This window comes from Paraburkholderia ultramafica, from assembly GCF_902859915.1.
In the GTDB taxonomy this organism is placed as follows: Bacteria; Pseudomonadota; Gammaproteobacteria; order Burkholderiales; family Burkholderiaceae; genus Paraburkholderia; species Paraburkholderia ultramafica.
The window spans coordinates 1-25850 of sequence record NZ_CADIKK010000054.1 but is presented as its reverse complement, the minus strand read 5'-3'; the positions used below and the strand labels follow the sequence as shown (position 1 = coordinate 25850).

Below are 25850 nucleotides of genomic sequence, written 5' to 3'. Positions count from 1 at the left end.
TCACGGACCGGCGCCATAACGCCGATCCTGCGCTGGCGCCTATGCGCCGATCATCTGGTGGCGCCAATACGCCGATCCCGGAATGGCGCCATAACGCCGGTCAGTGACACCGGCGAAGCCGATCAGCTACGACGCGCCATGGCCGCATGGAAACGCAAGGGCGGACTGGAGCATTATCACCAGCGCATCGTTACCGGGATGCTCGAGCGCGGATATGACCAGGAATTTGCGGAGTCGATCTTTGCGCAGATACAGGGATTCGGTGAATACGGCTTTCCCGAGAGCCATTCCGCCAGTTTCGCATTGCTCGTATATGCCAGCGCCTGGCTGAAGTGCCACGAGCCAGCGGCCTTTCTTTGCGCGCTGCTAAACAGCCAGCCAATGGGCTTTTACTCTCCCTCGCAACTCGTGCAGGATGCGAAGCGACACCAGGTGCGCGTGCTGCCGGTCGACGTCGCGATAAGCAATTGGGATTCGACGCTCGAAGGCGATGGCTCAATGGCACCGGTGCGCCTTGGGCTTTCACTGGTCAGGGGCATGCGTGAAGAATCGGCCGCGCGAATTGAAGCTGCGCGCGCCGTTCTGGCGTTCTCGTCTGTCAACGATCTGGCCAACCGGTCAAGGCTCGATAGGCACGATCTTCAGGTGCTGGCCGCCGCAAACGCCCTCGCCTCACTCTCCGGAAATCGTCGCGAAGCACTATGGCAAGCGGTAGCGGCTGTTCCAGACAAGGATCTTCTATGGGCGACCACACGCGAAGAAGAGACGCTTGAATTTGCCGCGCCAGGCGAGGGCGAAGAGATCGTGAACGACTACCGGTCTACAGGATTGACGCTCAATCGCCACCCGGTCGCGCTGCTGCGCGAACGACTCGATGCGAAGAAGATATTCGCGGCGTCGAAGCTCGCCACCTACCCGAACAACCGACTCGCGCGTGCCTGTGGCATCGTCACTGTGCGCCAGCGGCCTGGGACGGCGAATGGCGTGCTGTTCATCACCCTTGAGGACGAAACAGGGCAGGTCAACGTCATTGTCTGGCCTTCGCTCGTTGAGAAGTTCCGGAAGGAGGCGCTTGGCGCCGCGCTACTCGCCGTCTACGGCGTATGGCAACGCGAAGGCGAAGTACGGCACCTTGTGGCAAATCGACTCGTGGATCTCACCCATCTGCTCGGCGGACTCGCAACGGCCAGTCGCAACTTTCATTGAGGCCCAGAGATAACACGAAATTTTACGTGCCGAGGCGCAGCGTGGGTACCGCGGCAGCAGTTTTCCAGCAGCGATCTACTAGAATGTCCTTTATTTTCGATAACGGAGTAACAGGCAACATGGCGTCGAGGCGAAACCCGGCGAGTCGCAGAAGTACGCGCACCCCACTGACAAAGGCGAAACTCTTGCCAATGCGTGCAACATCAGTACGCGAGCGGTCTCTCTCCTATCACCTCGCGCTGGACTGCTGGCGTCGTGGTCACGGCAACGGCCATGCGATCAACGAACTGATCCGTGCGACGTACATGGCGTGGTTCCTCCAGCGCGCTGGCTACGGAAACGAGCCGGTCGAACTGTTCAAAACGGCAGAATACGTTGCGGAAATCACCTTAGCGCACGCGCACGAAAGCGGACAGGACGAGGCATGGACATTGGACGTACATGCACTCGCGGCGTTTGAGAGGCTGCTGGCGCTGCATGACGTGCAATTGGCCACGGCTCCAATGCATGAGTTTGACGCCGCCGAACGGCACTTGCTGACCTTCCTGCGTGGCACGGCACGCTCGCCGATCCCGATGCCTACCTGATTCAGACATGCCCACCGATTCAATCGGCAGATTGACGCGGGGCGGCATGTTCGGCGAAGTGACGCGCACGCATCGACATTGCTTTAACCTTCCATCTCGGCCCCGGCGCGATCGCTTCTAACAACGACGTCAACGAGGGATCAGTTGTGAATATTTATCGGCGTCTTTCATCGAATACTTCATAACGTAGACGGTGGCCGCCATCCCTCGCGGTGCGGCGAAGCTAGTCGTCACCGAGCAGCGATGCTTGAGCACCCGTCCCGTCGGGTTCCGACTTTGCCTTCGCTGCCTTCCCGGTCGCTTTCTGGGCGCGGGGAGGGAGCGGATAGGGCTCGGCATCCATCTTTTCAGCAGGAAACAAATGAAGGAAGGAATGCGCTTCGTCGGTATTCCTGCTGGAGAGCCACGCCTCGTATTCGGAGGCCTGCACGATCACGACAGAGCGCTTCTCTGCCCCCGGACGATGAAAACGCTTCATCAACGGGTGCCCGTCCGCGTTGACGGTCAGCATGGTGAAGCTTAGAGCAGTGCCGCCATCCGGATCCTTCCATGACCGCCACAGACCGGCGATCGCGAGCGGTTCGTCAGACGCCAGTCCGATGCGCCAGCGTACCGCCTTGCCGGTCTCGTAGCTCGGCTCATAAAAACGTCGACAGGGAATCAGACAAAGCTGAAGCTTCGTCCACGCGCTGCGGAAGCTACGCTTTTCACCGATGGACTCCGACCGCGCATTCATGGTGTCGAAGACCTTGACGCCTTCCTGGATGTGCTGGCGCGGCACTATGCCAAATGTCGCGCCGTCGGTGCTGAACCTTCCATCGACTCGCCTGAAGATTGGCGCAGGATAGTCCTTGTAAATTTCGCGTTTATATTCGAAATCCGGGCTCGGAAAGAGGCTGTACTGCTCAAACCCGCCTGGAGGGTTCGATTCATAACTGGTGCACATAAGGTCTCCCAAGGCGTCCGGTGAATGAAATTGACCTCGAAACGTCAAGACGGATTTTCAGGCGGAGTTTACAGACGTGATTCCGAAACACGTCGCCGCTATACCCCGCGCCTGGTCATGTGGAACCCGCGGTCCGGGAAACATGCCAGCCATTGCGCATGTCATGCTCCCCCGTCGTGGGGCGGCGCTTCCTTCAACCATTGGAGGATTTCCGGACGGACGCTGAAGACCGGCCCTTTTAACCACCGTTCGAAGTCCGGTTGCCACTCTTCCCAAACGTAGTCGTCCAGGTCGAACTCTTCATCGACTGCATCGTTGCCGGGCTCGCACAGAAATGCGAAGACGACTGCCTTTCCGTTCCAGTACGCGACGATGCAGTCGTTCAGATCGGCCGACGTGCCATGCGGCAAGTCGCGAAAGAACATTGACAACTGGCTCATGAATCCATCCTGTGTCATCTTCCTCTCCCGGTGGTATCGGCGTAGGCAGGCTGCTTGACTTTCGGCGCCCGTCCCGTCCCGGGAGGGGTGTACCGCATCCACTACCGTGGCCTCGCGTCCGGCCTGCCCGACCAGGTCAGCGGGCTGCATGGACTGCCTGACGGCGATGATACCCCCGGACCTAGCAGGTTTCGTACCGGCGCGCTGGCGCTTGGGCTGGCACCGCCCTGCTTCGCGGCTCTCCTGCTGGGCGGGTTTTCCTAGGTAAATGTAACCATGCCGACTTTTACAAAGATGGGCGACAGGCGGCGACCTCGGAAAAGGAGGTGCAGAGCGCTGCGCGCCAGAGGCCGGCCCTGCCTCAAGAGACGCGCCCCCACACCTCACGGACGCAGGTGTGCACACGCGCTGCCGAGCTCAGGGGTTCGAGCCGGGCATCGTGCTGGTACCGTAGGCGTTTCCGCCGGTGTCCATGTTTGTATTTGGCACCATCATCTGACCGTTCGCCGGATTGATTGCGGACGGCGCGCCAGTTCCGTAGGCGTTGCCGTTGACGTCAGTTGCTCCCATCATCGGCAGGCCGTTGGCGGGGTTCACCCGGGGCGTATCGATGGCGGCACCGTCCGAGTCATTTGCCGTCGTTTGCGTCGGCGCACCGGCCGTGGAATCGCTCGAGACGCTTCCCTGATTCAGGCTATCCACTGAAACCCAGCCTTTCTCGGTCTTCGTGAAAGCGGCCCAGGCCGTCCGTTGTGCCGTGGTGGCGTTCGGTTGGGCCGTGTCCGGAAATCCGAGGTCCGAGAAATACGCCCAGGCGTTACCGAAGTAAACCAGCTTCTGATCGTCCGGATCGGTCTCACTCACGGTTGCGTACTTGGCGCACTCCGGGTTAGCGCGATAGAAGCTCTCACGCCGGCCCTTGAAGCCATCTCCCTGGCTGTTCACCCACTCGTTGAGCCGCTGGTTCAGGGACATGCTGTTCATCATCCGCTGCGGCCAGGAGAAGAAATCGCCGAGGCTGGAACTGCTCGCCTTGTTAGACGCTGCAGTTTCCGCCGCCATCTCTTTGGCGGTGGCGATGATGGCCGCACAAAGCGGCACCGTTAGCTTGAGTTTGTATTTGTAGCGGATATCGTAGCGAGAGGGATCGGACGTATCGGCCCACCCGTTGTCACGTTCGAAGTCGACGATCTTGAGGCCCTTGACCCCGCCGATGTCCTGTTCTGCATACGGCAGGACCGCCTTCGCCGACACCTCATCGCTAGGATACTTGCTGCCACAAGCACTCAGCAGACTTGCCGAGACCAGCATGCCCAGAGTCAACAGTTTTTCCCGCATGTATAGCCCTATGTTGATTTGATATTGAATGAGAATCACTTGGCGCACGAAATCGATTGATCGATACGGAGCGGCCTCAGGACGTCGTCTTGTCTCACTATCGGCTGAATCCAGCGGCGATTTAGGGCACAAAAAGAAATATTTCCCTGCGATCCACGGCCTCCGGCCTCGAAATACCTGCCGTTCTGTACTTGCTAGTGGCCGCCGCACGATATATGATATGTATATCATGCAATTGAGGTGAAAAATGAGCCGAATTCTCGTTGACTTGCCGGATACGCAAGTTGAAGAACTCGCGGTGATTGTTGAGGCCGAGCAGCGCCCGCGTGCAGCGGTCATTCGCGATGCTATCGAGGCATACATCGCGCAGCATAAGCCTGCGCTTGCAGCGGACGTATTTGGACTGTGGAAGGGCAAGAAAATTGACGGCCTAGAGTACCAACAGGAGCTTCGGTCAGAATGGTAAAGGCGCTTTTTGACACGAATATTCTGATCGACTATCTGAGCGGGATCGGCGCGGCCAAGAAGGAGTTGGCGCGCTACGAGTACAAAGCAATCAGCATTATTACTTCGATGGAAGTGCTTGTCGGTGCGACGCACGAAAACGACGCGGCGATTCGTGCGTGGCTGAACTCTTTCGACGTGATACCGCTCGACGTGCCGGTTGCAAATCGCGCGGTCGAGATTCGTCGGCAAAGGAGAATCAGATTGCCCGACGCAATCGTTTGGGCGTCGGCGCAAGTCAATTCGTTGTTGCTCGTGTCGCGCAACACGAAAGATTTTCCGGCCGATGAGCCGGGTGTTCGAGTGCCTTACAAGGTATAGCGAAAAAGACGTAACCAAGGAAAAGCCGGCGCGGCCGGTACAAGGAAAAGAGAAAATATGGATACGTTTGACATTGCGGTAGCCCAGAAGAGCTTGTGGTCGAAGTACCCGGTGATGGATGCCACACTCGACCCATCGGGGTTTGGTAGTGGGTCGCATATCGCAATTCACTGCGTCCCGGAATCGACAGGCCTAGCGGTATGGTACGAGCGTAGTCTCGAAGAGCGCGATAGCCGAGGCCTGCCCGAATTTAAGAATGGGCGTTACCTTCTGCGCTTCTTTGCCGAAGAGGCGAAATTTGATGCGATTGAATTCGCAGTGAAGGTAGCAAACACCGTATCTGAACCAGAAAGGCTGATCGAGCAGCTCGACCTTCATGCTCGAGACGGTTCGCTTCAAATGATTCTGAAGTAGTAGGACGGAAAAAGGGCAGAGAGCATGAAAGCGAAAGAGGCGTTCCAAAAATTGGAAGTGTTGATCGACCAAGCATGCGATGACTGCTCGTTCGGCATCGCGATTCGAGGTGCAGAGGCGCTTGGAATGATTGGTGGGAAAGGCAATAACCAGTGGAGCTTGGACTACGACTTCGAACTGGTGGATGACTCTGGCGAGAAAGTAGCCCTCAGCTTTCACTCCTACGACCAAAGCAAGGCGTTCTCGGTCCGCCCGGATATGAACAAGTTCGAGCTGACGTTGACGGCTACCACGGGCGTTGCAACGGTCCACCGGAATCAATACGAACGGTAGGAAAAACATGTGGCGCGCGAGCGCACCGTACCGGCCGGTTGCCGGGTTCAGACTAAAACGAAATCACCTCATGAAAAAGAACTGCACACGCTCAGCGTTTCTGATCGCTCTCTCGGGTTTTGCAGTGGGGTCATCGGCTGCATACGCGGCTACCCTGGCAGGCGGCTACGTGGTTGCTGGCGCGACCGAACTGCGTCCCCTAGCGGTCGCTGAAATCAATGGACAGACGCATTTGCAGTTTCCGGCGAAGCGCGCCACGGACTTGCCTGTGCCGTTCGCGCTCGGTGACGATGGCCATCTGTCGTTGGTGAACTTCAAGGAATCCGATGCAAACGGCAGCACCGAATACGTGCTGGACGGTCCCGTTACTGCCTTGGTGCTGAAGCATGGCGAGCGCGAGGCAATCGTGCAACGCGGTGACAAATGCTCGCTGAACGGCGTAAAGATCACCGGCAGCGCCAAAGTTACTTGCGCCGAATAATCCTCGGAAAAGCAAATCATGGTTACTTACCCCATTCATATCAAGCGCGACCACTACGGTGGTCGCGATACGAAGAAGCGGCAAAAACCGAACTAGGCTATTCGATTGACGGCGGCAGTAATGGATTTACGGCGGTGAAGCGCGGAATGACCTACGACGCTGCCATTGCCGCGAACAGCGCCTCAACCGATTAGACCGGAATAAGCAGGTTATCCGCCAATGGGTAAAAATCGTTGACTTCATTTCGGGGATATAAAAGCATATGTTTATAACGCTAGAACTATGGAAAGAAGAACCTCGCCACGATGGCCAGGTTATGCCCTTCGGTTCGCAACTCGCCGCGTACCTCGATATGAAGGAGCTAAGGGTACGGTACCTGCCGATCAACCTGAACTGCATCGTGTCGTTTGAATCGATCCCGATTCACACCATCGGTAGGCCGAAGACGAACGGAAATCATACCGATATGCTCAACGGTGTTCGTCTGCTTCTAGCTGACGGTTCTTCTTTTGTCGCGATTCTTGACGACCGGGACCGGACTTTCAGTGACTTCCTTGAGCTTGCGCGAGATAGTGGCAAGTTGGTCTACGAAGGATTCGGCCAATCGAACTACGTCCGTCACTACGTCCATGGCACAACATAACTGAGTCGCGCCGCACAATTTGGAAAGCATCGGAAAAAGACGATGAAGGAAGTCAAACTCACAGTGCGGAAAGAAATCGACGGTTCGCGATCACTCTTCCTGCTGCACGATCAGTTGTCGGAGCATCGCGCTGGCCCTCGGACTTTGGCTGCGAATCCCGACGCTGCCGATTTCTACCGCCGTGTGGATGCGGTCCGAAAGGATTACGAGGCGCAGGGCGTCCTGGTGAAGTTCAGCGACGAGTCGTAGAGGAAAAGCGGCTCGCCGCACAAAACGGAAAACAGGACACGTATGTGTGTATCGCGCGAAGAAGTTGAATCGCTGCTGAAAGCCAGCATCGCTGAGATTGAAAATCGGTATGCCGAAAAGCTCAAAGTGATGGGGGAGCGCATCGAGGAACTGGCGAAAGGACGCAGGCATGCGTCCGAGCATCTTGCTCGACGGATCACCCAACTTGGCGGCTAACGAAGGAAAAGATGGCGCAGCCGGTGGCAGGGAACATGACTGAAGGATCGAAAATGCTGGCAAACCTCGGTCGGATGAGACAAGCGGTGAACGAGTGGCTCATCACCGAGGGCCTACTGGGCGACGCGAAGTTTTATACGATTGACGAGTGGCGAGGGCGCGGAGAGGGCTACCTTGACGACGCACTATTGGTCCTAGTGATCGACGGCAGCAGCCTCCACACTATGCTGAATTACGGGGGCGACACCTCGGAGTTCGACGATCTCGTGGAGTCGTTCGGCTTCTGGTGCGAGCTGGGGCATTCTTGGAGCCTAGGATTCTACCCTGCAGAGGACTATGATTTCTCTCCGCCGCAAGGCTCGTACGCGACGAAGTTGCGTGATCCGCGCTGGCAATGCAAGGCGAACTCCGTCAAAGTGCGCGGTGGGCACTCGTGTCAAGACTGCGGTGCGGCGGAGCCGTTGGATGCGCATCATTGCTATTACACAAGCATGCGGGATGGTTTTGAACCTTGGGAGTACCCGCTCAGTGCGCTCCGGGCTCTGTGCCGGACGTGCCACGAAGCTCGGGAACGCGCGGAGATCCGGATGCGGGCTTTTATGGCCTCGCTCACGCAGACCGACATGGAAGCCCTCCGCGGCGCCTTGGGGCACGCCTTTTACTGGTACGAGCCAAGTGCTGTTTCGGCGTTTTTGTCGGCGCTCGGCCCGGAGGAGCGGCATATCCAAGCGGGGCTTGACGACCTTCGATTAGGCCGAACGGACGCTGATTAAGCCATGCTATGGCAACGCAAAGGAAGGAATACAACGGGGACCGCTTATGGATGACCTGCCGGATAAATTGCGGCGCAATGTAGTGGTGCTCTCGGCTGCGATTGTCGCCATCACGGTGTTTCACCTATCGTTCAGGCCCACCGGGACGCTGCTGGGCTTCGCCGAGGTCGGCCGCGTTACGCCGCTGAAGGTCTGGCTTGTACTCTCGGCCGTGCTCCTCTATATGTTCTTGCGGTACTGGTTCTACGAGGGCACCGACCAAGAGCGTGCGCTGCTCGCCCAGGAGTTCCAGGGCCGGCGCTATGCCGCGATCAAGCGCCACCTCGAGCGCTCGCTCGAGCGGCATCTCGTGCACAAACGAGCACCTGCCTGCCTCACCAATTTTGACGACTTCGCGGACGAGCAACTGACGGGGTGTTTCGCAGACCGCGGCCCCGCAATGCGCGCCGACGTGGTGGCGAGTGTGGAAGCAGACCAGCATTCGCCCTGGCAGGGAAAGGTTGGGTACGCGCTTGAGCTCCAGTGGCCCAGCGGCAACCACTACCGCACCAGTGGCGGTCAACGGTTCGACTTCCGGCTGACGCGGTACTTTGCGGTGTGGACCGCGCTGCGATGTGCTTTGCGGACGGCCACCTACTCGAAAAGCGCGGTCGACGTGCTCGTTCCGATTGCGCTAGCGTGCGTCGCCGCAACCATGTGCGTTTATCAACTCGTGATCGCCGGAATCCAACAGTGATCGTGAAGACGGAGCGGGCGTGACCATCGGAAAAGATCGTGAGGCAAACGGCATCGTAAGGATGCTAAGGATGCGTACGCATGGCAGCGTAACAAAAATTTGATTTTTTGTCACGAGTGACAGAAAATTGGTTCCTAGTGCATCTGAGTGGAGAACGTCGTGAGCCAGCCGGACGATCATGAAACCGTGCCGCGACATGCCGAGGCTACGCCGAAGCGCGAGCGCGGTAGGCCGCGCAAGCCCGACGCAATGACGGGCGCCCAGCGACAGGCCGCCTATCGCGCGCGGCGCAAAGCGTCCAGAGAATCCGTTACTGTAACGAAAAATACCACGCCTGTCGCCGCCGGCTATGACGAGCTCGTCTCGGAGCGTGATCGGCTGCGCGAGGAACTGCTGCGGGCGCGGGGCGAGCGGGATGAGGCGCGCCTGGATCTCTTGCGGGTTCGTCAGGAGCGCAATGAGACGCGTCAACGAGTGGCAGCAGTTCGGTCAACCGAGGCCGATGTTCGTGAGGCTGCGCCGTTGCCGGATGCGGCTCGATTGCTGGCGGCTGTCGGTCCGGATGAAACCGGCAATGGCGACAAGCGCCTTGTCGTGAATGTCGAATATCGCGCAATTGCCGCGCTCAACAGGCTGAGGAAGCATTTCTCGCTCCCTCAGCGAGAAGTGCTTGAGCGCTTGCTTTTGCGCATCGACCACATGGTAATTGAGGCGCTTGGGAATGATGAGGTGTCTTTTAACCGTTACATCGAGTGGAGCGATAGCTAGCGGAAAGCCTGCGCACATGACGGTCGGACGTCCTTGCCCCCGCTCAGTCCGGTTGCGAGGATATAACCGCGCTCGATATACGACTGCATAGACGAGATTGCGCGCTCCATCAGCGCGTAGATGTCACGTTCCATTCTTGTTGCTCCACAAAAGATATGGGAGCGCCCTTTCGGGACTGCTCCCGAAAGGGTTGAAGAAAATTGATTGGGCTTACAGCGTCAGGCCGAAACTTGCCGCCTGCGCATCCTGAAGCGACTGATCGGCCGCCGCGAAAAGATCTGGCTGCCGTGTCGCACGGTCAAGCCGCGGTAACGCGTTTGAGAAGCGGCTCGGCCCGCTGCCATCGAAACTGTCGGCGCCGGCTGCGGCGCAGATACGGATGCGACGGGCCGAGTTGACGCGACCAACGTGAAGGTGGCAATTGCGTCGGCGTGCAAGGAGGCCCCTCGCTTCCGCTGTCGCCTCTTTCCACTCAGTCGATCCGCCGATAAAGATCCCAACGACGGGAGACAGAGATGGCGCAACGTCCTCCAGTTGCATACCGTTCTGTACCGCAATGAGCAGCTGGGACGGCATCCCCCGAAGGCGCTCCTTCCAGCGCAACGAAAAGTCCAGCGACGCCAACCCGCCCTGCACGATATCCGGCAGGACGATCCAGTCCGCACGCTCACCGAGCTTGTCGACGACCGCAAGAAAGGCAGAATCGTCGAATGGCTCCCCGCGCTGGTACGCGGTCCACGCACCGTTGTCGATGGCGTAGCGCATGCCTTCGGTGCGGTGCTGGCCTTTGGCTGAAACCAGAAGGCGCCACTCTGCATCAGCGAGCGCTTCGAGATTTCGACGCGTTCCCGTGCGGCTCGCGTAGCCCACCATCGGCGTGCGATGCAGCGTTAGACGTTCCTCGATTTCTGGATCGTCGTCTGCGCTTCCGTCGACGCAGTAATAGTCGGCGTAGGCCATGACAGCCTGCGCCCACCCCTGTTTCTGGCCCGTTGCGTATGCTGCGAGCCAGCTCGGTTCAAAGAGCGCACTCATCGGGACGACTCCCGATCGGGAGTCGGTCTGCCGCCGATGAGGAGAAATTCCTTCTCACCCGCCGCCCGGTTCACCTTTCTCACCCACGGTCTGACTTCGTGGGGACAGGTCGGCTGACCCTCGATGTACTTCAGCGCTTGCGCTTCCGTCTCGAACTGCTCAGGATAGGACCCAAGAATAGCTGCTTCAAACATAACTGCTCCACAAGGTTTGTGCGGAGCGACCCCTGCGGGATCGCTTTTCCGCAGGGGTTAAAAATGGACCGGCTAGCTCTTATCGGGCGTGATACGCACTCACCCAGTGCCGTCACCTGATTCCAGTTGTCCAGATAAGCACGGGCAATCTCGGGATGATTAGAGAGCACCAGCACGTTTTCCGAATTGAAACGCGCCGCGGCCTGGCTGAAGTTGTACGAACCAGTCTCGACCGTTTCGTCGCACACCACGTACTTCGAATGCTGCATGGAAAAAGCACGAACCACCCGCACCGGAACGCCCGCATACGCGAGTGCGCCCAGCGCGGCGGCCGCCTTGACGTTGTTGCGATAGTCCACCGTCACGGCGACATCGACTCCACGACGCTTCGCTTCAAGCAGCGCCTTTGCGACCGCCGGCGACGTGAACGAATACGCCATCACGCGGATGGATTGCCGCGCGCCGTAGATGGTTTTCAGCACGAGACGCTCGCCACTGCCGTCAGGCGAGAACGCTGCCTGAACTTCAGGCGTGACAGCATGCCGCCGGCCGCGACGAGAGCGCCAATCAGCGCTGAAATGGTGATCTGCTTCTTCACCTAAACCTCCGTTCGTATACCGGGAAAAGCCTCGACTCCCCTGAGGGAAATCGAGGCATTCAAAAACACGCTTCAGGAACAGGACTTCGGATGCCTTGTCGAGTAGACAAGCACTCTGCCGTCAGCGCAGATGGTGAAGTCGCCCGGCTCTCCCTTCGGCTTCTGGACAGCAATCACGGGCTGTGGGCTTGCCGCGCGCGCCTGCGGTTGATTCGTGCATGCGCACAACGACGAACTACCTGCCGCGATCAGCAGCATGAGAAGATTTTGCATGGGGTATCTCCTGGAAGAAGGACGGGCCCCGCTTACGCGGAGCGTGAATCGGTTGGATTGCTCGTGTGGACCGTTACCCACTTGCCGTCTATAAGAACGTCACGCAGAAGCGCGCCGTTCAGGACGTAGGTGTGCGTGGTGCCAACGCACGGATTGCAGGGACGAACCGAAAGCAGCGCTACAGCTTCGGTGCGTGCATGAAAACTTCGATTGAATGACATGGCGTTCCTCGTTGTTGAAACGGCGAGAAAACGCCCCTGTGGGGCGTTCCCCACAGGGTTGAGAGAAAGAGACGTTCAGGCGGCCAGCGCCTCGACGTCGATGACAGCATCGGCTTCACTGACAAGGTCAGGCGTCTGCGAGATGAAAAACTCACGCTGATACCCACCCTCGCGCAGGACTTCCCGTTTCATCCGCATGAACTGCAGCTTGCGCTGCGGATCGAGCGGACCGTCGGACTCGTCGCTGAAAAGCGTCTGATAGGGTTGGCCCGTGTTCTGGGCGAGGTACAACGCAATGCCACGCGTCAGACACTCGTTGATCCAGACCTTCTGTCCACCTGACATCACAGATACAGACTTCGTGCTGTCGGCTTCGGCGTCATGCACGAGGATTTCAAAGCCCTCGCGCAGTTCGCCACTCGCCAGCGCGCGCTGCGTGCGGATCTCCACCGTGAACCGCATGCCGTAACAGGCAAGCAACAGCCTGTTGACGGTATCGGTCAACGCTGGTCCCGCATCGTCAATGGTCAGAGCAATGACACCGTCGTTGCCAAGACCCTTCGAGAGCAGCTTCCAGCGTGCGATCTCGTCGGACAGGCGATCGGCACGCAGTTGCGTGGCCGAGAACCTGGCCAGTTCGACGCCCACCGCGTTCACTTCGGCCTGCAGAACCGTCTGGGAGCGGATCGCTGCTTCGATCTTCCCCTCCAGCGCTGCAACCGCCTCGCGGTTCGCGGCCAGCTTCCGGTCAGTCTCCGCAATTGCGGCCGTCACGTCGACGGCTGCAAGCTGCTTCGATTCTTCATGGACTCTGGTCATCTCTGCCGTCATGCGTGCCTTTTCAGACTCGAATCGGGCAGTACGCGCAGCGCTCTCTTCCGCAACCGACCTGATTTCAGCATTCGCTGCTTCCAGGCCCGCCGCGGCAGCATCGAGAAGTGGCTTGCTGGCAGCGAGTTCAGTCGCCGCTTGCAAGGTCCGCCGCGCAGCGCTTGCAGCGTCCGTGACAGCGTTCAGTTCGTTACGCTTTGCCGCCAGTTCAACCACAACTGGAGCGAGCGCATCCGCCTGAGCCTTTTTCTCACGATACTTCGCACGCAGTTCGGCGACCGACACGCGTTGCGCTTCTGCCTGCGATTTAGCCTGCAGTGCCTGCGTCAACAACGGACATGTTCCATGCATCGCATGTCCGACACAGGGAACCTGATCAACGACGGCAGCCTGCTTCGTGAGTGTGTCGAAATGGGCGGCTTTGGTCTGCCCTTCCGACATCAGCCCCGAGAGCGCGGTTTGCAGCGTGGCATGCGTCACCTGCTTCGCTTCGAGTTCCGCAATCAGACGCTGCAGAGGCGCCAGCTTTGCCTCCTCACGGCCAATCAGCAACTGCGCTTCATCACGCTTCGCAGCCGCGCCAAGAATTGCATCCTTGCGGGCTAGCGTCGCCTGATGCGTCGTGACTGTCTGCCTGAGGGCTTTTACGCGTTGTTCGCTTCGAACCGATGCTGCCTGTTCGTCATCGACCAGCGCCTTCAGCCCCTTTACCAGTTCGCCGCCGCGCACGGCCAGCTCGCGCAGCCGCGCTTCAGCCGTGGCCGACTCGCTGGCCTTCGCGGCGAACGTCGCGCGCTCCTGAGTCAACTTTGCAGCCTCCTCAAGCTTCGCATCGCGTTGCGCGCGGGCGTCACGCAAGGCATCGCCCTGAGCAAGCACCGAACGCTCGAGCTCCGCCTTGCGCTGGCGTTTGCTTGTGAGCGCGATCAGTTGCGACTGGAGGTCATCGAGTGCACGACCCAGAATCTTCGCCACGTCACCGGCTTTCATCCATCGGATCGGATCTGGCCACCGCGGCGACCGGAGTCTGAAGCGTCCCGGCGATTGCCGCAGTGACACTCTCGCACGCACGACTGAATTCACGCCGTGCGCGCGTCAGAAGCTCGTCCCAACCGGCATAGCCCGTCAGGCTTCGGATTTCCATTGCGGACCACTGCGTCGCATATCCCTCCCGGTACGACCAGAGAAGGTGCTGCATCTGGACAGTGGGCGTCACGGAGAGGTGAACCGTGCCCGGTGTCGTTGCGGACAGTACGAGGATCTGGCCAGACTGCGCCATGACGGCCCCACGATGCTCCCCGAAGGGCTGATGAAGAATTGCCGCAGCGAAGCCGGCATGATCGACAAGCGATTTCTGAATATCGCGCATGGTCTGATCGGCCATGGCGAAGGTGCGGACCCATTCGGATCCGGCAGGATAAAGACCAAACATGATTGCACTCCGTGAGAAATTGGACGGAGTGCGCCCGGTAGGGATCGCTCCCCGCCAGGGTAAAAGGAAATGAACTGCCAGGAAAGGTGATGCAACTACTACATCGCTGCGTCTACGACGCGGTGAAACCTTTGTTTCGATAGCCGCGGAAGCTATCGGAACACGGCTGTGTCCGACCGCAGGAGAGCCGTACTGGCCTCTCCCTGCGCTACAGCAGCGAACTACGCTGCGAACAGATCGCTATCGAGCCACGATGTCTGCACGGCTTGGGTAACTTCAACCGTCGCGTCAGGCATCGCAAGATCGTCCAACGTTCCGACGGGATCGGCTTGAACCTCACTCACCGGAATGTCGGCGGTCAGACCACTCTCATCCGCTGTAGCCGGCTCGGCCTCAAGGCCTGCGAGAACGGCAGCAGCGATCGCTTCCACGAAACCCGATTCGAGCAGTTGAAACCGCTCGACAAGCGGAGCCGCATCTACGTTCGCGTGCTCTGCCCATCGCTCGATCTTTCGATCCACGGTAGCCTCGAGGCTGATGCCCTGCGAACGCGAACGCACCACCGGAAGGATTCGGGCCTCGACCTTCAGCCCGGCAGACCGCGCGAACAGCGTGGCAATCGCGTCACGATCAACTGACTGGCGATGCTCTTCGTCAACCTGCCAACGAACACGGACAAACTTGTCGTTCGCGTCGGCAGCGATTGCCGCGAGCGTTTCCATATCGGGCGGCCCGTCGAAGTCGACACAGATCGTCTGGCGCGACGGCGTCGGGACAAGTTCCGCTCTCGCGTCGCCCGCCTCAACGTCCCACATCAGATAGCCCTTGTCGCCTTCTTCGCCGTAATGAAACCGGCCGATCGATCCGGGATAGGCCACAACACGGCCACCCCGTTCCCACTGCTGGGTTTTGTGAATGTGACCGAGCATGAACGCGTCGCACTCGGCTTCGAACAGCGCACCGAGCGAGAACTCATGGTCAAATCCAGCCATCGTTACGCCGTGCTCGGTCGTGCAACCGTTCACCGTGCCGTGCGACACGCCAACCGTGCGAATACCGGCAGCACGAAGCTGCTGGTTGATCCGCCCGGCTGCCGCCAGATAGTCGCCCAGCACCGCCTCAAGCCCGGTCGCGGCATCCTTCGCGCCGACTGCGGCCGCCAGTTGCCCCTTGTTGACCGTGGGCAGGCAGGTGAACACGACATCGGCGCCGAGCTTCAGCACGCTGGCCAGCTCCCCTTCGTTGAAAACGGGACCGGCCGATTCGAAGAACTGCCCATCGAGCAGACTGACCTGCTGGACGCGTTCCGCGATGAAGACCGGGTGATTCGTTCCCATCAGCGCGAAGTTGCGCAGCGTGCCGGGAGGCTCGTGCGAAAATGTGCCCTGAAGCATTAGGACCGGCATGCGTAACGTGAGGCGGTGGATATTCTTCGCCAGGCGGTTCAGCGCGGGCGCGTGAGCATCGAGCCGGTGGTCCGTTGAGTCACCCGAAATAATCGCGACATCCATACAGCGGTTCAGCGCGTCATCGACTGCGAAGGCAAAGCACCGGTCGGCCTCGTCGAGGTTTTCGGGTGAATAATGCAGGTCAGAAAAATGAGCGATTTTCACGTCGGCTCCTTTGGAAAAGAAAGGGCTACCCGTAGGCAGCCCAGATAGGTGACCCTCGAAATCAAGCACCCGCTGTCGGGACGACTGGTGCGCCTTCTCACGATTTACGACCAGCTATTCCTGAAGACAATGGAAGGGCTGATCACGCGATCGGTAATGCCGCACGACCGCAAGGCGGCACTCGACAGCGCCGAAGCGCGAATCAGGCAGATTCCATTTCTCTGCATACCGGATAACGACCGTTACGCGCCCGAAGGGGTGCTGCTTCCCAACCCGGACAACGCTCACTGAGCGGCGCGACCTTCCTGGCCATGCCCGATGTCCTTGACATCGCACGGTGTAAGCCAAGCTTTATCCCAGACAACGAGAAGAGGCATTTCATGGATATGCGTGAAATTCAGCGACTGCACGCACAGTTCGCCCCGGATTCGATGGTCATCGACCTGCCCCGCCAAATTGCCGCGCTTCCCGCGCCGGGTAATTTTTCTGCTGACACGGCACCCACAGCGCGTGCACGTTGGGCAAAGGCGGGACCGCTCGCGCGCGGCGCGATGATCTCCGTTGCTGTCGCCGCCGTTTTGGGCATGACCGGAATGGGCGCCGCATTGGTCTACACAAGCTGGCGCGCGGGACACCCTGCGGCCTCTCACGCCGCGCCGGCGCAAAAGCCGTTGAAACAGTCGACGCCGACGGTCGTCGAGAATCCGACGCCGGCAGCCCGAGAAATCGACGCCGCACCGGCTCAGCCTGTTGGCGGCGCTCCGGCGCTTAGCGCGAGTGACTTTCTGACGGGAGACCAGTTCCGGAACGCGTTGAAGACGCAGCCGCGTCCGGGCGCGCCAGTGGCGTCGCCGGCGCTGAACTCAGAGGCGGAACGGGCATCCCTGACCACGCCAGGGGGCTTCCCGTGTTGCGTGCGCTTTCCTTGTGTGCATGCTGTCGCCACTACCCCGGCGCAGCGACTGGGCGTCCTGCCTGCTCATTCACCCAGCCGTATCAGCCTTCCCCGTAATGGCAGTCGGGTCGGCCTGCGCATCGACCTTTTCGAGGCTTGCTCGGCGTTCACTCGCGTTACGGCCTGCACACTCGCGCTGTCACCGTATTTCGTGACACGCTTCACCGAAGGCTTCAACCGCTTCGTTACCTCCACGATTGCTCCGAATTAGAAAGGACTTTCCCCATCCCGTGGCGTAGCGATATGCCACGATGGTTGGTGCTGGCAATCCATCTGAGAAGGGGAAAGTCATGGACAAGATTACTCGTATCGGCGTCGATCTCGCCAAGAACCTGATCGTGGTACATGGAGTCGACTCAATGGAGCACGTGGCAGTCAGAAAGGCGATCCCAAGGCAGAAGTTTCTCGAATGGTTTGCCAATCTCGAGCCCTGCCTGGTGGCCATGGAAGCCTGCAGCGCAGCCCACTACTGGGGCCGAAAGCTACGCGCGCTCGGCCACGAAGTCCGCCTGATCGCCCCGCAGTTCGCCGCAGCCTACCGCAAAGGCGGCAAGCACGTGAAGAACGACCGGCTGGACGCAGAAGCCATCTGTGAAGCGGCGAGCCGCCCCCATATGCGTTTCGTGGCGCTGAAGACCGCTGACCAGCAGAACGTACTGGTGCTGCACCGGATGCGCAGCGGCTTCGTCGAGGAACGTACGGCACTCGTCAACCGCCTGCGTGGCGAACTCTTTGAGTTCGGCGTGTTCCTCCCGCAAGGCATCGACGCGTTCCGTGACCACTTCGTCGAGGCACTGGAGGACGGGACCACGGAGCTGGACGGTATCGCACGCGCCGCGCTCCTCGCAGGCTGGCATCACATCCACGCCCTCGACGAGCAGATCGCGTGGTGTGACTCGCAGATTGCTGCGCGGGTCAAACATGACACCAACGCGCAACGCCTGATGGCCGTCGTTGGTATCGGGCCGCTCACCGCGTCGGCTGCCGTCGCGACCGTTGGTGACGCGCGCGTGTTCAGGAACGGGCGGCAATTTTCCGCCTGGCTTGGCGCCGTGCCCAAACAGGCCAGCAGTGGCGGTAAGACCCGGCTCGGCCACATCACCAAGCAGGGCAACACCTATCTGCGCACCCTGCTGTTCCAGGGTGCGCGCTCGGCCCTGACAAGCGCCCACCGGCGAACCGATCGGCTCTCGCGCTGGATCGTCCAGCTGCATGCACGGGTAGGCTGGTATCGAACGCTGGTGGCCATCGTCAACAAGCACGCGCGAATCCTCTGGGCGATCCTCGCCAAAGGCGAGCGCTTCGATCCCTCCTATACCCCAATCCGTCCGTCGTGACTCGTGAGCCGCACGACGATCCCTGAAACGCAGGAGACCACCGTACAGCACCCCCAAGGGGCCACTCCCAGTACAAGGACGCAATAGGCATGGATAGCGACAGGTCAGACCGGGCAGCAGGCGAACTCGCGGAAGCAACAGGCGACGCATCTCATGCGTCCGCCGCGCTCCGGATGGAGTCCTGCTGCGCGGTTACTATCCGGGTCCGGGCACAGCACCGACAGTGCCCCAACAAGGCCGTTTATAGGTGTGCAGTCTGCCCCGCCGCCGATCCGCCATCACGTCCGCCACAGCATCGGAATCAATCAATGACCGAATGAACCCCAAGCTTTGCAAAAAGGGAAAGTCCTTATAGGTTGCTTCCGGCTGGAGCGGTTGCCGGGTGGGGCTTTCACCCACTGGAAAAGCGCCGCCTTTTCACGGCGCACGCCAGGAAGCGTCATTCGCCCGCACCGTCGCTCGGACATTTATACGTCGTTTCCACCCAGAAAGCGGCCATTCACTTCACGCGGAACGACGCCTGGCGACTCAGGCGGTGAGGTGCCTGTCGGGACAGGCGACATCAACCACGACAACGCGGTTGATATCGAGGAAGTAATTCGCTCGCGCGGCTCGCGTTCCAAACTGACCATCGGGCTCGGCGAATATAGGAATCGGCCCCTTTGCGCGCTAACCCCGATCATCCAGGAATTCCTCGCTGCCTGATGTTAGACCGATGCCTGCGTCTTTCCATCATTTCTATCGGACCAAGGTCGCATAGGTTCGCGAGAAAAATGGGAACAGACTGCTACTACAGCCGTAGCCAGCCTCCCCCGCCCACCGCGCCGTACGGCCGTGACGTGCCAGACCCGCGATCCCTGCCGGATCTATCGTGGCTTTTGACAACTGGAGCGAGAAATGAAGGTCATCAACACACTCAAGTTTGCTAGCGGCGCCTTAATCGTGGTCGCTTCATCAATCGCCCTGGATCGATGTTTGAAGGTGTGCGCTTTGATCTTGGCCACATGTGCCGGTTGGTCGTCCATGGAGTCGATGTCATAGTAGCGTCTCGCGCGGAGCAAATTTATGATGCCGACACGCAGGCCGGCCGCATAGGCCGTCATCAGGATGGCGCGCTGCTTCAGGCTGGGAATCGACTCGAAGAAACGCGTGACTTCATCGAAGCTGAGGATGACCGGAAGCTTCACGGGGCGCCGGGGCAAGGGAAAGTCCTCGTCGCTCCAGTCGCGTCTGAGCGACGTTCGATACAGGAAGCGCAGCGCGCCGACGGCCAGTTGCACACTCGCTGGCGCAAGCTTGCGTTCGTTGGTCAGGTGGATGATCCAGGCACGGATCTCTTCGGGTCCGAGCACCTCGGGTGAGCGCCGGAAGTACCGGGCGAAACTGGAAACCTGCAGGAGATAGGTCTTCTGCGTGTTGAGCGCAAGGTTGCGGATCTGCATGTCGTGCAACATGCGTTGGCGCAGTGGCGTCATGGCGAGCCTCCTGGAACAGTGGATGGAATGCCCGATCGGGCATCTCCATCCTGCTCCTGGCGGCCTTCTCGCAAATTCGCTGTGATTCGGCATCAGGTAGCCGCACTGGGTGAACGCGAGGCACTGACTCTTGCTCTCCCCCCACTACCGCGACAGCGGTTTAGTACAGCGACCCCTATGCGCAGATCGCAACTATGCGGAGATCTGTACCTGGGTACATGGCGGGTGTGGCGGCGACGTGGCTTCTGGCGAGGTCGGTCTGTAGATATCTGGACATAGTTTCTGCTGCGGATTGAAGTGGTGGTCTCACTTTAGGAGACTGCCATGGAGAACACCCGATCGCATCAGCTCACCGGCCTCGACTGGCTTGCCCAAGGGCCGCTTGCCCCGCACGTCGATGCGTACAAGCGGTATCTGACTGAGCGTGGCTACGCGACGACCACGTTTGCCAACTACGTGGGCGCGATTGCCCACTTTGCTCAATCGTTACACGGTCGCCGGCTGCGCGTTGCGCGCATCGATGAGGCAGTAGTTGTTGATTTTCTTGACGATCATCTTGCTCGATGCCACTGCACCGGTCCGGTTCAGCGCGATCGACGCAATCTGAGCGCCGCCCTGGGCCATCTACTTGTTGTGTTACGCGCTCAAGGTGTTGTCACCCCATCCAGATTACTCAGAACCCCGGTAGATGAGGAGTTGCTCCGTTACGACGAGTACATGGATCATGTGCGTGGCCTGGCACCCAAGACCCGGGAGATGGCTTTACGCATCGTGGGGCGACTTCTGGCATCGCGCTTCGGCAACGGCGTCGTCGACCTCACGGCCGTCAGGCCAGACCATGTCCGGCGCTTCTTCTCGCAACAGGCCAGGCTCTACAGCAAGCCGGCAAACTCCGGTACGGTGGTCGCAGCACTGCGCGGATACTTTCGCTATCGAGCTTCGCTTGGCGACGCTGTGCACGGGTTGATCGGGGCGGTTTCCTATCCCGCCAACTGGCAGTTAGCATCACTTCCCAAGGCCTTAAGCGCCGAGGAAGTCGAACAACTGATCGGTTCACTTGGTAAGCCAGGAGGCTCTCTGCGCCGTGCCGACGCTATCGTGCGCTGCGCGCTCGATCTCGGTCTTCGCAGCGGTGAGGTCGCCCGGCTCAGCCTCGACGACATCGACTGGCGCGCTGGCACGATCATGCTTCGCCATACAAAGGGCCGTCGCGACGACGTGTTGCCATTACCGGCGGCCACGGCAAAGGCCATCACCGCCTACCTGAAGTACGAACGCCCCACGACGCGCAACCGTGCAGTCTTCCTGCGCCGTGTCGCACCACGCGATCAGCCAGTCGGTCCGGACTGCGTACGCAAGACGATTCGTCAGGCCTTCGAGAGGGCTGGGTTGCCCTACACGCGCTCGCACCTGCTTCGGCACACGATGGCCAATCGGCTATTGGCGGGCGGATCTTCCCTCAAGGAGGTCGCCGACGTCCTGCGCCACCGCTCGCTGAACACCACGCTGATCTACGCGAAGCTCGACAGCCGGAAGCTGGTCGAGGTCGCCTTGCCGTGGCCAGGGAGTGCAGCATGAGCACCACGACCTCCCTACAACGGCTCGTTGAGCGCTATCTGAACGAGCGTCGCCAACTGGGCTTTGCCCTGCGCACTTCGGGCTACGCGCTACGCAGCTTCGCGTGTCACGCTCAGGCCGTCGGTCACCGCGGACCGTTAACCCTGGAAGTCATGGCCGACTGGGCCCGATGCGACAGCCACGCCAGCACAGACCCGTGCACCTGGGCTCGCCGGCTGAAGCGGTTGCGTTCCTTCATGCGTTGGTTGCAGCAATTCGAGCCGCGTACCGAAGTTCCCGACGATGCGATTTTCGGTCGGCTACCGGCGCGTCAGGCTCCCCATATCTACAGTGAACGTGAGATTGCCGATCTGCTAGCCGCCGCGCGGCGGTTGAGCCCAGCTCCCGGCTTGCGGGGTGTCGTCTATGAAACGCTGTTCGGGCTGCTTGCGAGTACCGGCTTGCGGATTTCGGAAGCACTGGCACTGCATAACTCCGACGTTGACCTGAAACGTGGCGTGCTCACCATTGAGCGGACCAAGTTCGCCAAGTCGCGTCAGGTGCCTTTGCACCCGAGCACGATTGAAGCGCTGCGTCGCTATCGCTGGGTACGCGACCTTGCCGGCATGTCTGCGCAGACCGATGCCCCGTTCTTCGTCGGCACGCGTGGGCAACGAGCTGGTTTGCCACTGAGCAGACGCCACGTTGATCGTGTCTTCGCCGGCCTGCGCAAGCAACTGGACTGGCGTAACCGTGGCACTCATCATGCCCCGCGCATCCACGATCTGAGACACACCTTCATAGTGCGCCGCATTGTCCTGTGGCAAGCGCGGGGAGTCGACGTCGATCAGTCGATGCTGTCGCTATCAACCTACGTCGGACACGCGATGGTTACCAACACCTATTGGTACCTCTCGGCGGTACCGGAGTTGATGTCGTTGGCGGCAAAACGCTTCGAGTCATTCGCGTCACAAGCGGAGGTTCCGTATGCGTAAAGCTGCCGCACCGAAACCACCGTCGTTTGCCGCGCTAGTCCAAGGGTTCTTCACCGAGTATCTCGTCGCGCAGCGTTCGGTCAGTCCGCGCACGGTGGCCTGCTACCGCGATGCGCTGACGCTGTTCGTGGACTTCGCCAGCCACAAGTTGGGCAAAGCGCCTACTAATTTGCAACTGGCCGACATCCAGCCAGAGATAATTCTGGCGTTCCTGGACCATCTGGAACATGACCGACACAACGCAATTCGTAGCCGCAACTTGAGGCTTACTGCACTGCGCGCATTCCTGAAGTTCGCCGGCCGGCGTGACGTAGCTTCACTCCACGTCGTCGAGCGGGCATTGGCTGTCCCGATGAAGCGCTTCGAGCGTCCAATGCTGGAGTTTCTCACGCGCGAGGAGATGGTTGCGGTGCTGGGGCAGCCAGGGGCAACCTGGTCCTCGCAGCGTGACCACTTGCTGTTGGCCTTGCTCTACAACACCGGCGCGCGGGTGTCGGAGATCATTGGCGTGCGCGTAATGGATGTCGTGCTCGACAGCGCTGCCTGCGTTCACCTCCGCGGCAAGGGCCGCAAGCAGCGATCGGTGCCGTTGTGGAAGGTCACCGTGCAGGAAATCCGAGCCTGGTTGCGCTTGAATCCCCCACTCAGCGACAGATCTGCCTTACTCCCCAATCGCGATGGGCATGCGATGTCCAGATCCAACGTCGCACAGCGCTTGAATCTTGCTGTCGCCCGGGCGTCCGCACAACAACCCAGCCTGCTGAAGAAGCATGTATCGCCGCACACCGTGAGGCACACCGTGGCAATGCACCTCCTGCAATCCGGGGTGCCATTCAACGTCATCGCGCTTTGGCTTGGCCATGAGAGCACCACCACGACCCACCGCTACGTCGAAGCAGACCTCGCGATGAAAGAGAAGGCGCTTGCACGACTTGAACCGCCCGCTACCGCCATGCGCCGGTTCAGCCCGCCAGACTCACTCATGCGGTTTCTGCGGACACTATAACTATGCGCAGATGGCTTCGGCCCGAATCCCCACAGGATCCGGGCCCGCGCCGTGGATCTCATTGCATATGTGCATAGTTGCGATCTGCGCATAGGGGTCGAGTTCTGCCCTTCGCATCGATAATCCAAACGGTGCCCGCGTTTCGTCGCCATCGGGCCAGGTTCGGCCAGTAACGGTCCTTGATGACAGGCATACGTCGGACATCCGAGTGTCGGCTTCGCTCAGCTATCAGCCGGTCGGGAAGCGACGATGGGGGGCCGATCAGTCTAGCCGATTCGACTGCGGCCGCTGACAAGCCCGCTGACCGCACCCCTCGTTCAGCAAGAGTAATCGTGAACGGCCCCTTGCGACTTCAACGAATACGTATTATAGACCCTCGGAGGATATTCGTGCTGGTACCACCGCAACGGGTTCCTTTAACCGCAGCAGCAACTCGCACGCCGATGTGTAGGCGCATCGGCATCATGGCAAGTCGTCCACCATGGCCGCATTCTGCGCGTGTCGTCGACAGCGTGAGGCGGTTTTCCAAGGATACCTCAGCGCCTGCCTACGCGGCGTCACCTCCGTCCATAGGCCCGTATGCGGCCAGGAACACGTCGACCGCTCTCTGAATGACCTTCGCGATGTTGCGAGAACTGGTATCCGCCGACGCCCCGACGAGGCACAACTCCAGCAGCTCCGCTTCATACAGCCCGCGCAGATGCGCGGTCGCGACGGCTGAGTTACAGCTGCGCAGCTGCCCGCCGTCGATCGCTTGCTGCAGGAAGTCAGTCACCAGTTGCCAGGCGGGCTTCGGGCCGCGGTCATAAAACAGGGCGCCGACGGTCGACCGGCCGCCTTCGTGATGCGCCAGACGGCGCACTGCCAGTATCTGCGGCTTGAGCGTCGCGGCAAGATAGTGTTTGCCGAACCTCATCAGTGTCTCGCGAATCGGCAGTGCGGTATCGAGTAGCTCCGACGCCACTTTGGCCTCCTCCGCGGCGGCCATCATGACGTCCGCGAACATCACTTCCTTGGATTCGTAATAGCTGTAGAGCGTGGCTTTTGATCCGCCTGCCCGCGCCGCGATCTCGGACATTGATGCCCGTTCGAAGCCCACTTCGCTGAACACCTGGAATGCGGCGTCAATGATCGCCTGCCGCTTTTCTTCTGTCTTAACCCTCATTTCAATGCGCTCCTCCGGTCTGCACGACCGATCAACCCCAGGGCCGGCGGCGGTACGCCCATAACCGGCCTTCGACTGCCAACGTTGTGATTTTACCATACCTGAACCGTACAGTTTATTTCTGTTGACAGAGGCTACTTCGATAACTAGACTGTCCAGTATTGTAAACGCGATCAACGGAGCGGGGGATCATGCAAGAGAGCACGGACATTCGGAGTCAGGCGAAACCGGTGAAGCTGGCCGTCGCGTTCGCATTCGCCATGGTGGCGGGCGCCTGTGCGCAACTGCCTGACATGCCGCAAAAGCCGGTCACGAAAGACATCAGCAGGTATGAGACGGCACAAAGTCTCGGTGCGGGCGCGGGCAGGCAGGCCGGCACCGCCTCGCCATGGCCCACCGATCAGTGGTGGCTCGGCTATCACGACCCACAGTTGAATGCACTGATCGGGGAAGCGCTCAAGGACGAGCCGACGCTGGCGGCCGCCGAGGCACGGCTGCATAACGCCGAGGCGTCGGCGCAGGTGGCAGGCGCCGCGCTGCTGCCCGAAGTGAGCGCACAGGGCTCCGTCGAAAAACAGAAGCAGAGCTACAACAACGGCATTCCCTCCGCTTTCGTCCCTCACGGATGGCGCCCCTATGGCACGGCCGAGCTCAACTTCAGCTACGAGATCGACTTCTGGGGCAAGAATCGCGCGGCACTCGCCGCTGCCACGTCGGAGCTCGAAGCCGCGCGCGCCGATGCGGCGCAGGCCCGCATGGTGTTGTCGGCGTCAATCGCCGCGGCGTATGCCGACCTCGCGCGCCTGTTCGTCGAGCGCGACAGCGCGCAAGCGGCACTCCAGGTGCGCACGCAATCCGTCCAGCTGTTCAGGGAGCGTTTCGCGAACGGGCTCGAAACGCAGGCCGGTGTCAAGCAGGCCGAATCGAAGCAGCAAAGCGCGCAGGCCGACCTGCTCGCGCTCGACGAATTGATCGCACTCGAGCGTAACCAGATTGCCGCGCTGATGGGTGCCGGTCCCGACCGCGGTTTGCGTATCGAGCGTCCGGCCGTCGATCTGACCCAGCCTGCCGACATGCCCGCCAACCTTGCGCTCGGTTTGCTTGGCCGCCGCCCGGACGTCGTGATTGCGCGCCTGCGCGTGGAGGCAGCGGCCAAGCGCATCGACGTCGCGCGAGCCGGCTTCTATCCGAACGTCAACCTTGGCGCA

33 protein-coding genes are annotated in these 25850 nt (G+C 60.2%); 20 read left to right on the top strand and 13 right to left on the bottom strand.

Annotated elements, in window-relative coordinates; translation table 11 throughout:
* Positions 1-1206 (top strand): helix-hairpin-helix domain-containing protein (locus HV744_RS33610; protein ID WP_246279325.1); only part of this gene is annotated, 1206 nt, incomplete at its 5' end.
* Between the two features lie 191 nt (positions 1207-1397).
* Complete coding sequence (locus HV744_RS33605; RefSeq protein ID WP_246279326.1) at positions 1398-1793, top strand: hypothetical protein; 396 nt, start codon at positions 1398-1400, stop codon at positions 1791-1793.
* 223 nt (positions 1794-2016) lie between these two features.
* Here HV744_RS33605 and HV744_RS33600 read toward each other — a convergent pair whose 3' ends face one another.
* The 3 genes from HV744_RS33600 to HV744_RS33590 all read right to left on the bottom strand — a co-directional run bounded on the left by HV744_RS33600 (position 2017) and on the right by HV744_RS33590 (position 4556).
* Complete coding sequence (locus HV744_RS33600; protein ID WP_175153607.1) at positions 2017-2739, bottom strand: SOS response-associated peptidase; 723 nt, start codon at positions 2737-2739, stop codon at positions 2017-2019.
* A 161-nt stretch (positions 2740-2900) separates the two neighbouring features.
* Entirely contained in the window at positions 2901-3179 is a 279-nt protein-coding gene (locus tag HV744_RS33595; RefSeq protein ID WP_246279324.1) for a hypothetical protein, read from the bottom strand.
* A 417-nt stretch (positions 3180-3596) separates the two neighbouring features.
* A complete protein-coding gene (locus tag HV744_RS33590) occupies positions 3597-4556 on the bottom strand; it encodes a hypothetical protein (protein WP_175153605.1) in 960 nt (319 codons plus the stop codon).
* A 208-nt stretch (positions 4557-4764) separates the two neighbouring features.
* Here HV744_RS33590 and HV744_RS33585 point away from each other — a divergent pair, with 208 nt between their 5' ends.
* From HV744_RS33585 to HV744_RS33535, 11 genes are all read left to right on the top strand, one after another.
* Entirely contained in the window at positions 4765-4983 is a 219-nt protein-coding gene (locus tag HV744_RS33585; protein ID WP_175153604.1) for a ribbon-helix-helix protein, CopG family, read from the top strand.
* Positions 4977-5342: a type II toxin-antitoxin system VapC family toxin gene (locus tag HV744_RS33580; protein ID WP_175153603.1), complete on the top strand. Its 366-nt coding sequence runs from the start codon at positions 4977-4979 to the stop codon at positions 5340-5342. Before HV744_RS33585 ends, HV744_RS33580 begins: the two co-directional genes overlap by 7 nt.
* A 57-nt stretch (positions 5343-5399) precedes the next feature.
* On the top strand, positions 5400-5756 hold the full coding sequence (locus HV744_RS33575; protein WP_175153602.1) for a hypothetical protein: 357 nt from the start codon (positions 5400-5402) through the stop codon (positions 5754-5756).
* A gap of 24 nt (positions 5757-5780) precedes the next feature.
* The gene (locus tag HV744_RS33570) at positions 5781-6089 is read left to right on the top strand and encodes a hypothetical protein (RefSeq protein WP_175153601.1); all 309 of its coding nucleotides are present in this window, start codon (positions 5781-5783) and stop codon (positions 6087-6089) included.
* 70 nt (positions 6090-6159) lie between these two features.
* A complete protein-coding gene (locus HV744_RS33565; RefSeq protein WP_175153600.1) occupies positions 6160-6570 on the top strand; it encodes a TrbG/VirB9 family P-type conjugative transfer protein in 411 nt (136 codons plus the stop codon).
* 316 nt (positions 6571-6886) lie between these two features.
* Positions 6887-7213, top strand: a complete 327-nt coding sequence (locus HV744_RS33560; RefSeq protein WP_175153599.1) for a hypothetical protein — start codon at positions 6887-6889, stop codon at positions 7211-7213.
* Between the two features lie 42 nt (positions 7214-7255).
* Positions 7256-7462 carry a hypothetical protein gene (locus HV744_RS33555; protein WP_175153598.1) on the top strand — a complete coding sequence of 69 codons (207 nt, stop codon included), beginning with the start codon at positions 7256-7258 and terminating at the stop codon, positions 7460-7462.
* A gap of 42 nt (positions 7463-7504) precedes the next feature.
* The gene (locus tag HV744_RS33550) at positions 7505-7678 is read left to right on the top strand and encodes a hypothetical protein (RefSeq protein ID WP_175153597.1); all 174 of its coding nucleotides are present in this window, start codon (positions 7505-7507) and stop codon (positions 7676-7678) included.
* 11 nt (positions 7679-7689) lie between these two features.
* Entirely contained in the window at positions 7690-8451 is a 762-nt protein-coding gene (locus HV744_RS33545; protein ID WP_246279323.1) for a hypothetical protein, read from the top strand.
* A 46-nt stretch (positions 8452-8497) separates the two neighbouring features.
* Positions 8498-9187, top strand: coding sequence for a hypothetical protein (locus HV744_RS33540; protein WP_175153595.1), 690 nt, complete (start codon positions 8498-8500; stop codon positions 9185-9187).
* Positions 9188-9346: 159 nt separating this feature from the next.
* On the top strand, positions 9347-9955 hold the full coding sequence (locus HV744_RS33535; RefSeq protein WP_175153594.1) for a hypothetical protein: 609 nt from the start codon (positions 9347-9349) through the stop codon (positions 9953-9955).
* Here HV744_RS33535 and HV744_RS33530 read toward each other — a convergent pair.
* From HV744_RS33530 to HV744_RS33500, 8 genes are all read right to left on the bottom strand, one after another.
* Positions 9952-10089: a hypothetical protein gene (locus tag HV744_RS33530; RefSeq protein ID WP_175153593.1), complete on the bottom strand. Its 138-nt coding sequence runs from the start codon at positions 10087-10089 to the stop codon at positions 9952-9954. The genes HV744_RS33535 and HV744_RS33530 overlap by 4 nt on opposite strands.
* A gap of 76 nt (positions 10090-10165) precedes the next feature.
* Positions 10166-10990 carry a hypothetical protein gene (locus HV744_RS33525; protein WP_175153592.1) on the bottom strand — a complete coding sequence of 275 codons (825 nt, stop codon included), beginning with the start codon at positions 10988-10990 and terminating at the stop codon, positions 10166-10168.
* A 130-nt stretch (positions 10991-11120) separates the two neighbouring features.
* On the bottom strand, positions 11121-11666 hold the full coding sequence (locus HV744_RS33520; protein ID WP_246279322.1) for a phospholipase D-like domain-containing protein: 546 nt from the start codon (positions 11664-11666) through the stop codon (positions 11121-11123).
* Positions 11660-11782, bottom strand: a complete 123-nt coding sequence (locus HV744_RS38140; RefSeq protein ID WP_281363690.1) for a hypothetical protein — start codon at positions 11780-11782, stop codon at positions 11660-11662. The genes HV744_RS33520 and HV744_RS38140 overlap by 7 nt, the downstream gene beginning before the upstream one ends.
* Before the next feature lie 72 nt (positions 11783-11854).
* Positions 11855-12055: a hypothetical protein gene (locus HV744_RS33515; protein WP_175153591.1), complete on the bottom strand. Its 201-nt coding sequence runs from the start codon at positions 12053-12055 to the stop codon at positions 11855-11857.
* A 296-nt stretch (positions 12056-12351) separates the two neighbouring features.
* The gene (locus tag HV744_RS33510; protein WP_246279321.1) at positions 12352-14097 is read right to left on the bottom strand and encodes an SMC family ATPase; all 1746 of its coding nucleotides are present in this window, start codon (positions 14095-14097) and stop codon (positions 12352-12354) included.
* Complete coding sequence (locus HV744_RS33505; protein WP_246279320.1) at positions 14084-14539, bottom strand: hypothetical protein; 456 nt, start codon at positions 14537-14539, stop codon at positions 14084-14086. The genes HV744_RS33510 and HV744_RS33505 overlap by 14 nt, the downstream gene beginning before the upstream one ends.
* 221 nt (positions 14540-14760) lie before the next feature.
* The gene (locus HV744_RS33500; RefSeq protein WP_175153609.1) at positions 14761-16152 is read right to left on the bottom strand and encodes a metallophosphoesterase family protein; all 1392 of its coding nucleotides are present in this window, start codon (positions 16150-16152) and stop codon (positions 14761-14763) included.
* A 48-nt stretch (positions 16153-16200) separates the two neighbouring features.
* Between HV744_RS33500 and HV744_RS33495 the strand changes: the two genes are divergently transcribed.
* The 3 genes from HV744_RS33495 to HV744_RS33485 all read left to right on the top strand — a co-directional run bounded on the left by HV744_RS33495 (position 16201) and on the right by HV744_RS33485 (position 18444).
* On the top strand, positions 16201-16443 hold the full coding sequence (locus tag HV744_RS33495) for a hypothetical protein (RefSeq protein WP_175153590.1): 243 nt from the start codon (positions 16201-16203) through the stop codon (positions 16441-16443).
* Between the two features lie 89 nt (positions 16444-16532).
* On the top strand, positions 16533-17318 hold the full coding sequence (locus tag HV744_RS33490; protein WP_175153589.1) for a hypothetical protein: 786 nt from the start codon (positions 16533-16535) through the stop codon (positions 17316-17318).
* Between the two features lie 79 nt (positions 17319-17397).
* Complete coding sequence (locus HV744_RS33485; protein WP_175153588.1) at positions 17398-18444, top strand: IS110 family RNA-guided transposase; 1047 nt, start codon at positions 17398-17400, stop codon at positions 18442-18444.
* A gap of 866 nt (positions 18445-19310) precedes the next feature.
* Here HV744_RS33485 and HV744_RS33480 read toward each other — a convergent pair.
* Entirely contained in the window at positions 19311-19919 is a 609-nt protein-coding gene (locus HV744_RS33480) for a tyrosine-type recombinase/integrase (RefSeq protein WP_246279319.1), read from the bottom strand.
* Between the two features lie 324 nt (positions 19920-20243).
* On the opposite strand from HV744_RS33480, the gene HV744_RS33475 reads away from it, so the two are divergent.
* From HV744_RS33475 to HV744_RS33465, 3 genes are read left to right on the top strand one after another with little or no spacing between them, the layout of a single operon-like run.
* The gene (locus HV744_RS33475) at positions 20244-21497 is read left to right on the top strand and encodes a site-specific integrase (protein ID WP_175153587.1); all 1254 of its coding nucleotides are present in this window, start codon (positions 20244-20246) and stop codon (positions 21495-21497) included.
* Positions 21494-22471 (top strand): tyrosine-type recombinase/integrase, encoded by a 978-nt coding sequence (locus HV744_RS33470; RefSeq protein WP_175153586.1) that lies wholly within the window; start codon positions 21494-21496, stop codon positions 22469-22471. The genes HV744_RS33475 and HV744_RS33470 overlap by 4 nt, the downstream gene beginning before the upstream one ends.
* Positions 22464-23477 (top strand): tyrosine-type recombinase/integrase, encoded by a 1014-nt coding sequence (locus HV744_RS33465; protein ID WP_175153585.1) that lies wholly within the window; start codon positions 22464-22466, stop codon positions 23475-23477. The genes HV744_RS33470 and HV744_RS33465 overlap by 8 nt, the downstream gene beginning before the upstream one ends.
* 547 nt (positions 23478-24024) lie before the next feature.
* Here the strand turns inward: HV744_RS33465 and HV744_RS33460 are convergent.
* Positions 24025-24642, bottom strand: a complete 618-nt coding sequence (locus tag HV744_RS33460) for a TetR/AcrR family transcriptional regulator (RefSeq protein ID WP_175153608.1) — start codon at positions 24640-24642, stop codon at positions 24025-24027.
* A 191-nt stretch (positions 24643-24833) separates the two neighbouring features.
* Between HV744_RS33460 and HV744_RS33455 the strand changes: the two genes are divergently transcribed.
* Positions 24834-25850, top strand: a 1017-nt coding sequence (locus HV744_RS33455; protein WP_175153584.1) for an efflux transporter outer membrane subunit, incomplete at its 3' end; no start/stop codon positions are given.

Coding starts and splice junctions, on each gene's coding strand:
- HV744_RS33605 (WP_246279326.1), top strand. CDS start 1,398: ATGCGTGCAACATCAGTACGCGAGCGGTCTCTCTCCTATCACCTCGCG.
- HV744_RS33600 (WP_175153607.1), bottom strand. CDS start 2,739: ATGTGCACCAGTTATGAATCGAACCCTCCAGGCGGGTTTGAGCAGTAC.
- HV744_RS33595 (WP_246279324.1), bottom strand. CDS start 3,179: ATGAGCCAGTTGTCAATGTTCTTTCGCGACTTGCCGCATGGCACGTCG.
- HV744_RS33585 (WP_175153604.1), top strand. CDS start 4,765: ATGAGCCGAATTCTCGTTGACTTGCCGGATACGCAAGTTGAAGAACTC.
- HV744_RS33580 (WP_175153603.1), top strand. CDS start 4,977: ATGGTAAAGGCGCTTTTTGACACGAATATTCTGATCGACTATCTGAGC.
- HV744_RS33575 (WP_175153602.1), top strand. CDS start 5,400: ATGGATACGTTTGACATTGCGGTAGCCCAGAAGAGCTTGTGGTCGAAG.
- HV744_RS33570 (WP_175153601.1), top strand. CDS start 5,781: ATGAAAGCGAAAGAGGCGTTCCAAAAATTGGAAGTGTTGATCGACCAA.
- HV744_RS33565 (WP_175153600.1), top strand. CDS start 6,160: ATGAAAAAGAACTGCACACGCTCAGCGTTTCTGATCGCTCTCTCGGGT.
- HV744_RS33560 (WP_175153599.1), top strand. CDS start 6,887: ATGCCCTTCGGTTCGCAACTCGCCGCGTACCTCGATATGAAGGAGCTA.
- HV744_RS33555 (WP_175153598.1), top strand. CDS start 7,256: ATGAAGGAAGTCAAACTCACAGTGCGGAAAGAAATCGACGGTTCGCGA.
- HV744_RS33550 (WP_175153597.1), top strand. CDS start 7,505: ATGTGTGTATCGCGCGAAGAAGTTGAATCGCTGCTGAAAGCCAGCATC.
- HV744_RS33545 (WP_246279323.1), top strand. CDS start 7,690: ATGGCGCAGCCGGTGGCAGGGAACATGACTGAAGGATCGAAAATGCTG.
- HV744_RS33540 (WP_175153595.1), top strand. CDS start 8,498: ATGGATGACCTGCCGGATAAATTGCGGCGCAATGTAGTGGTGCTCTCG.
- HV744_RS33530 (WP_175153593.1), bottom strand. CDS start 10,089: ATGGAACGTGACATCTACGCGCTGATGGAGCGCGCAATCTCGTCTATG.
- HV744_RS33525 (WP_175153592.1), bottom strand. CDS start 10,990: ATGAGTGCGCTCTTTGAACCGAGCTGGCTCGCAGCATACGCAACGGGC.
- HV744_RS33515 (WP_175153591.1), bottom strand. CDS start 12,055: ATGCAAAATCTTCTCATGCTGCTGATCGCGGCAGGTAGTTCGTCGTTG.
- HV744_RS33510 (WP_246279321.1), bottom strand. CDS start 14,097: ATGAAAGCCGGTGACGTGGCGAAGATTCTGGGTCGTGCACTCGATGAC.
- HV744_RS33505 (WP_246279320.1), bottom strand. CDS start 14,539: ATGTTTGGTCTTTATCCTGCCGGATCCGAATGGGTCCGCACCTTCGCC.
- HV744_RS33490 (WP_175153589.1), top strand. CDS start 16,533: ATGGATATGCGTGAAATTCAGCGACTGCACGCACAGTTCGCCCCGGAT.
- HV744_RS33485 (WP_175153588.1), top strand. CDS start 17,398: ATGGACAAGATTACTCGTATCGGCGTCGATCTCGCCAAGAACCTGATC.
- HV744_RS33480 (WP_246279319.1), bottom strand. CDS start 19,919: ATGACGCCACTGCGCCAACGCATGTTGCACGACATGCAGATCCGCAAC.
- HV744_RS33475 (WP_175153587.1), top strand. CDS start 20,244: ATGGAGAACACCCGATCGCATCAGCTCACCGGCCTCGACTGGCTTGCC.
- HV744_RS33470 (WP_175153586.1), top strand. CDS start 21,494: ATGAGCACCACGACCTCCCTACAACGGCTCGTTGAGCGCTATCTGAAC.
- HV744_RS33465 (WP_175153585.1), top strand. CDS start 22,464: ATGCGTAAAGCTGCCGCACCGAAACCACCGTCGTTTGCCGCGCTAGTC.
- HV744_RS33460 (WP_175153608.1), bottom strand. CDS start 24,642: ATGAGGGTTAAGACAGAAGAAAAGCGGCAGGCGATCATTGACGCCGCA.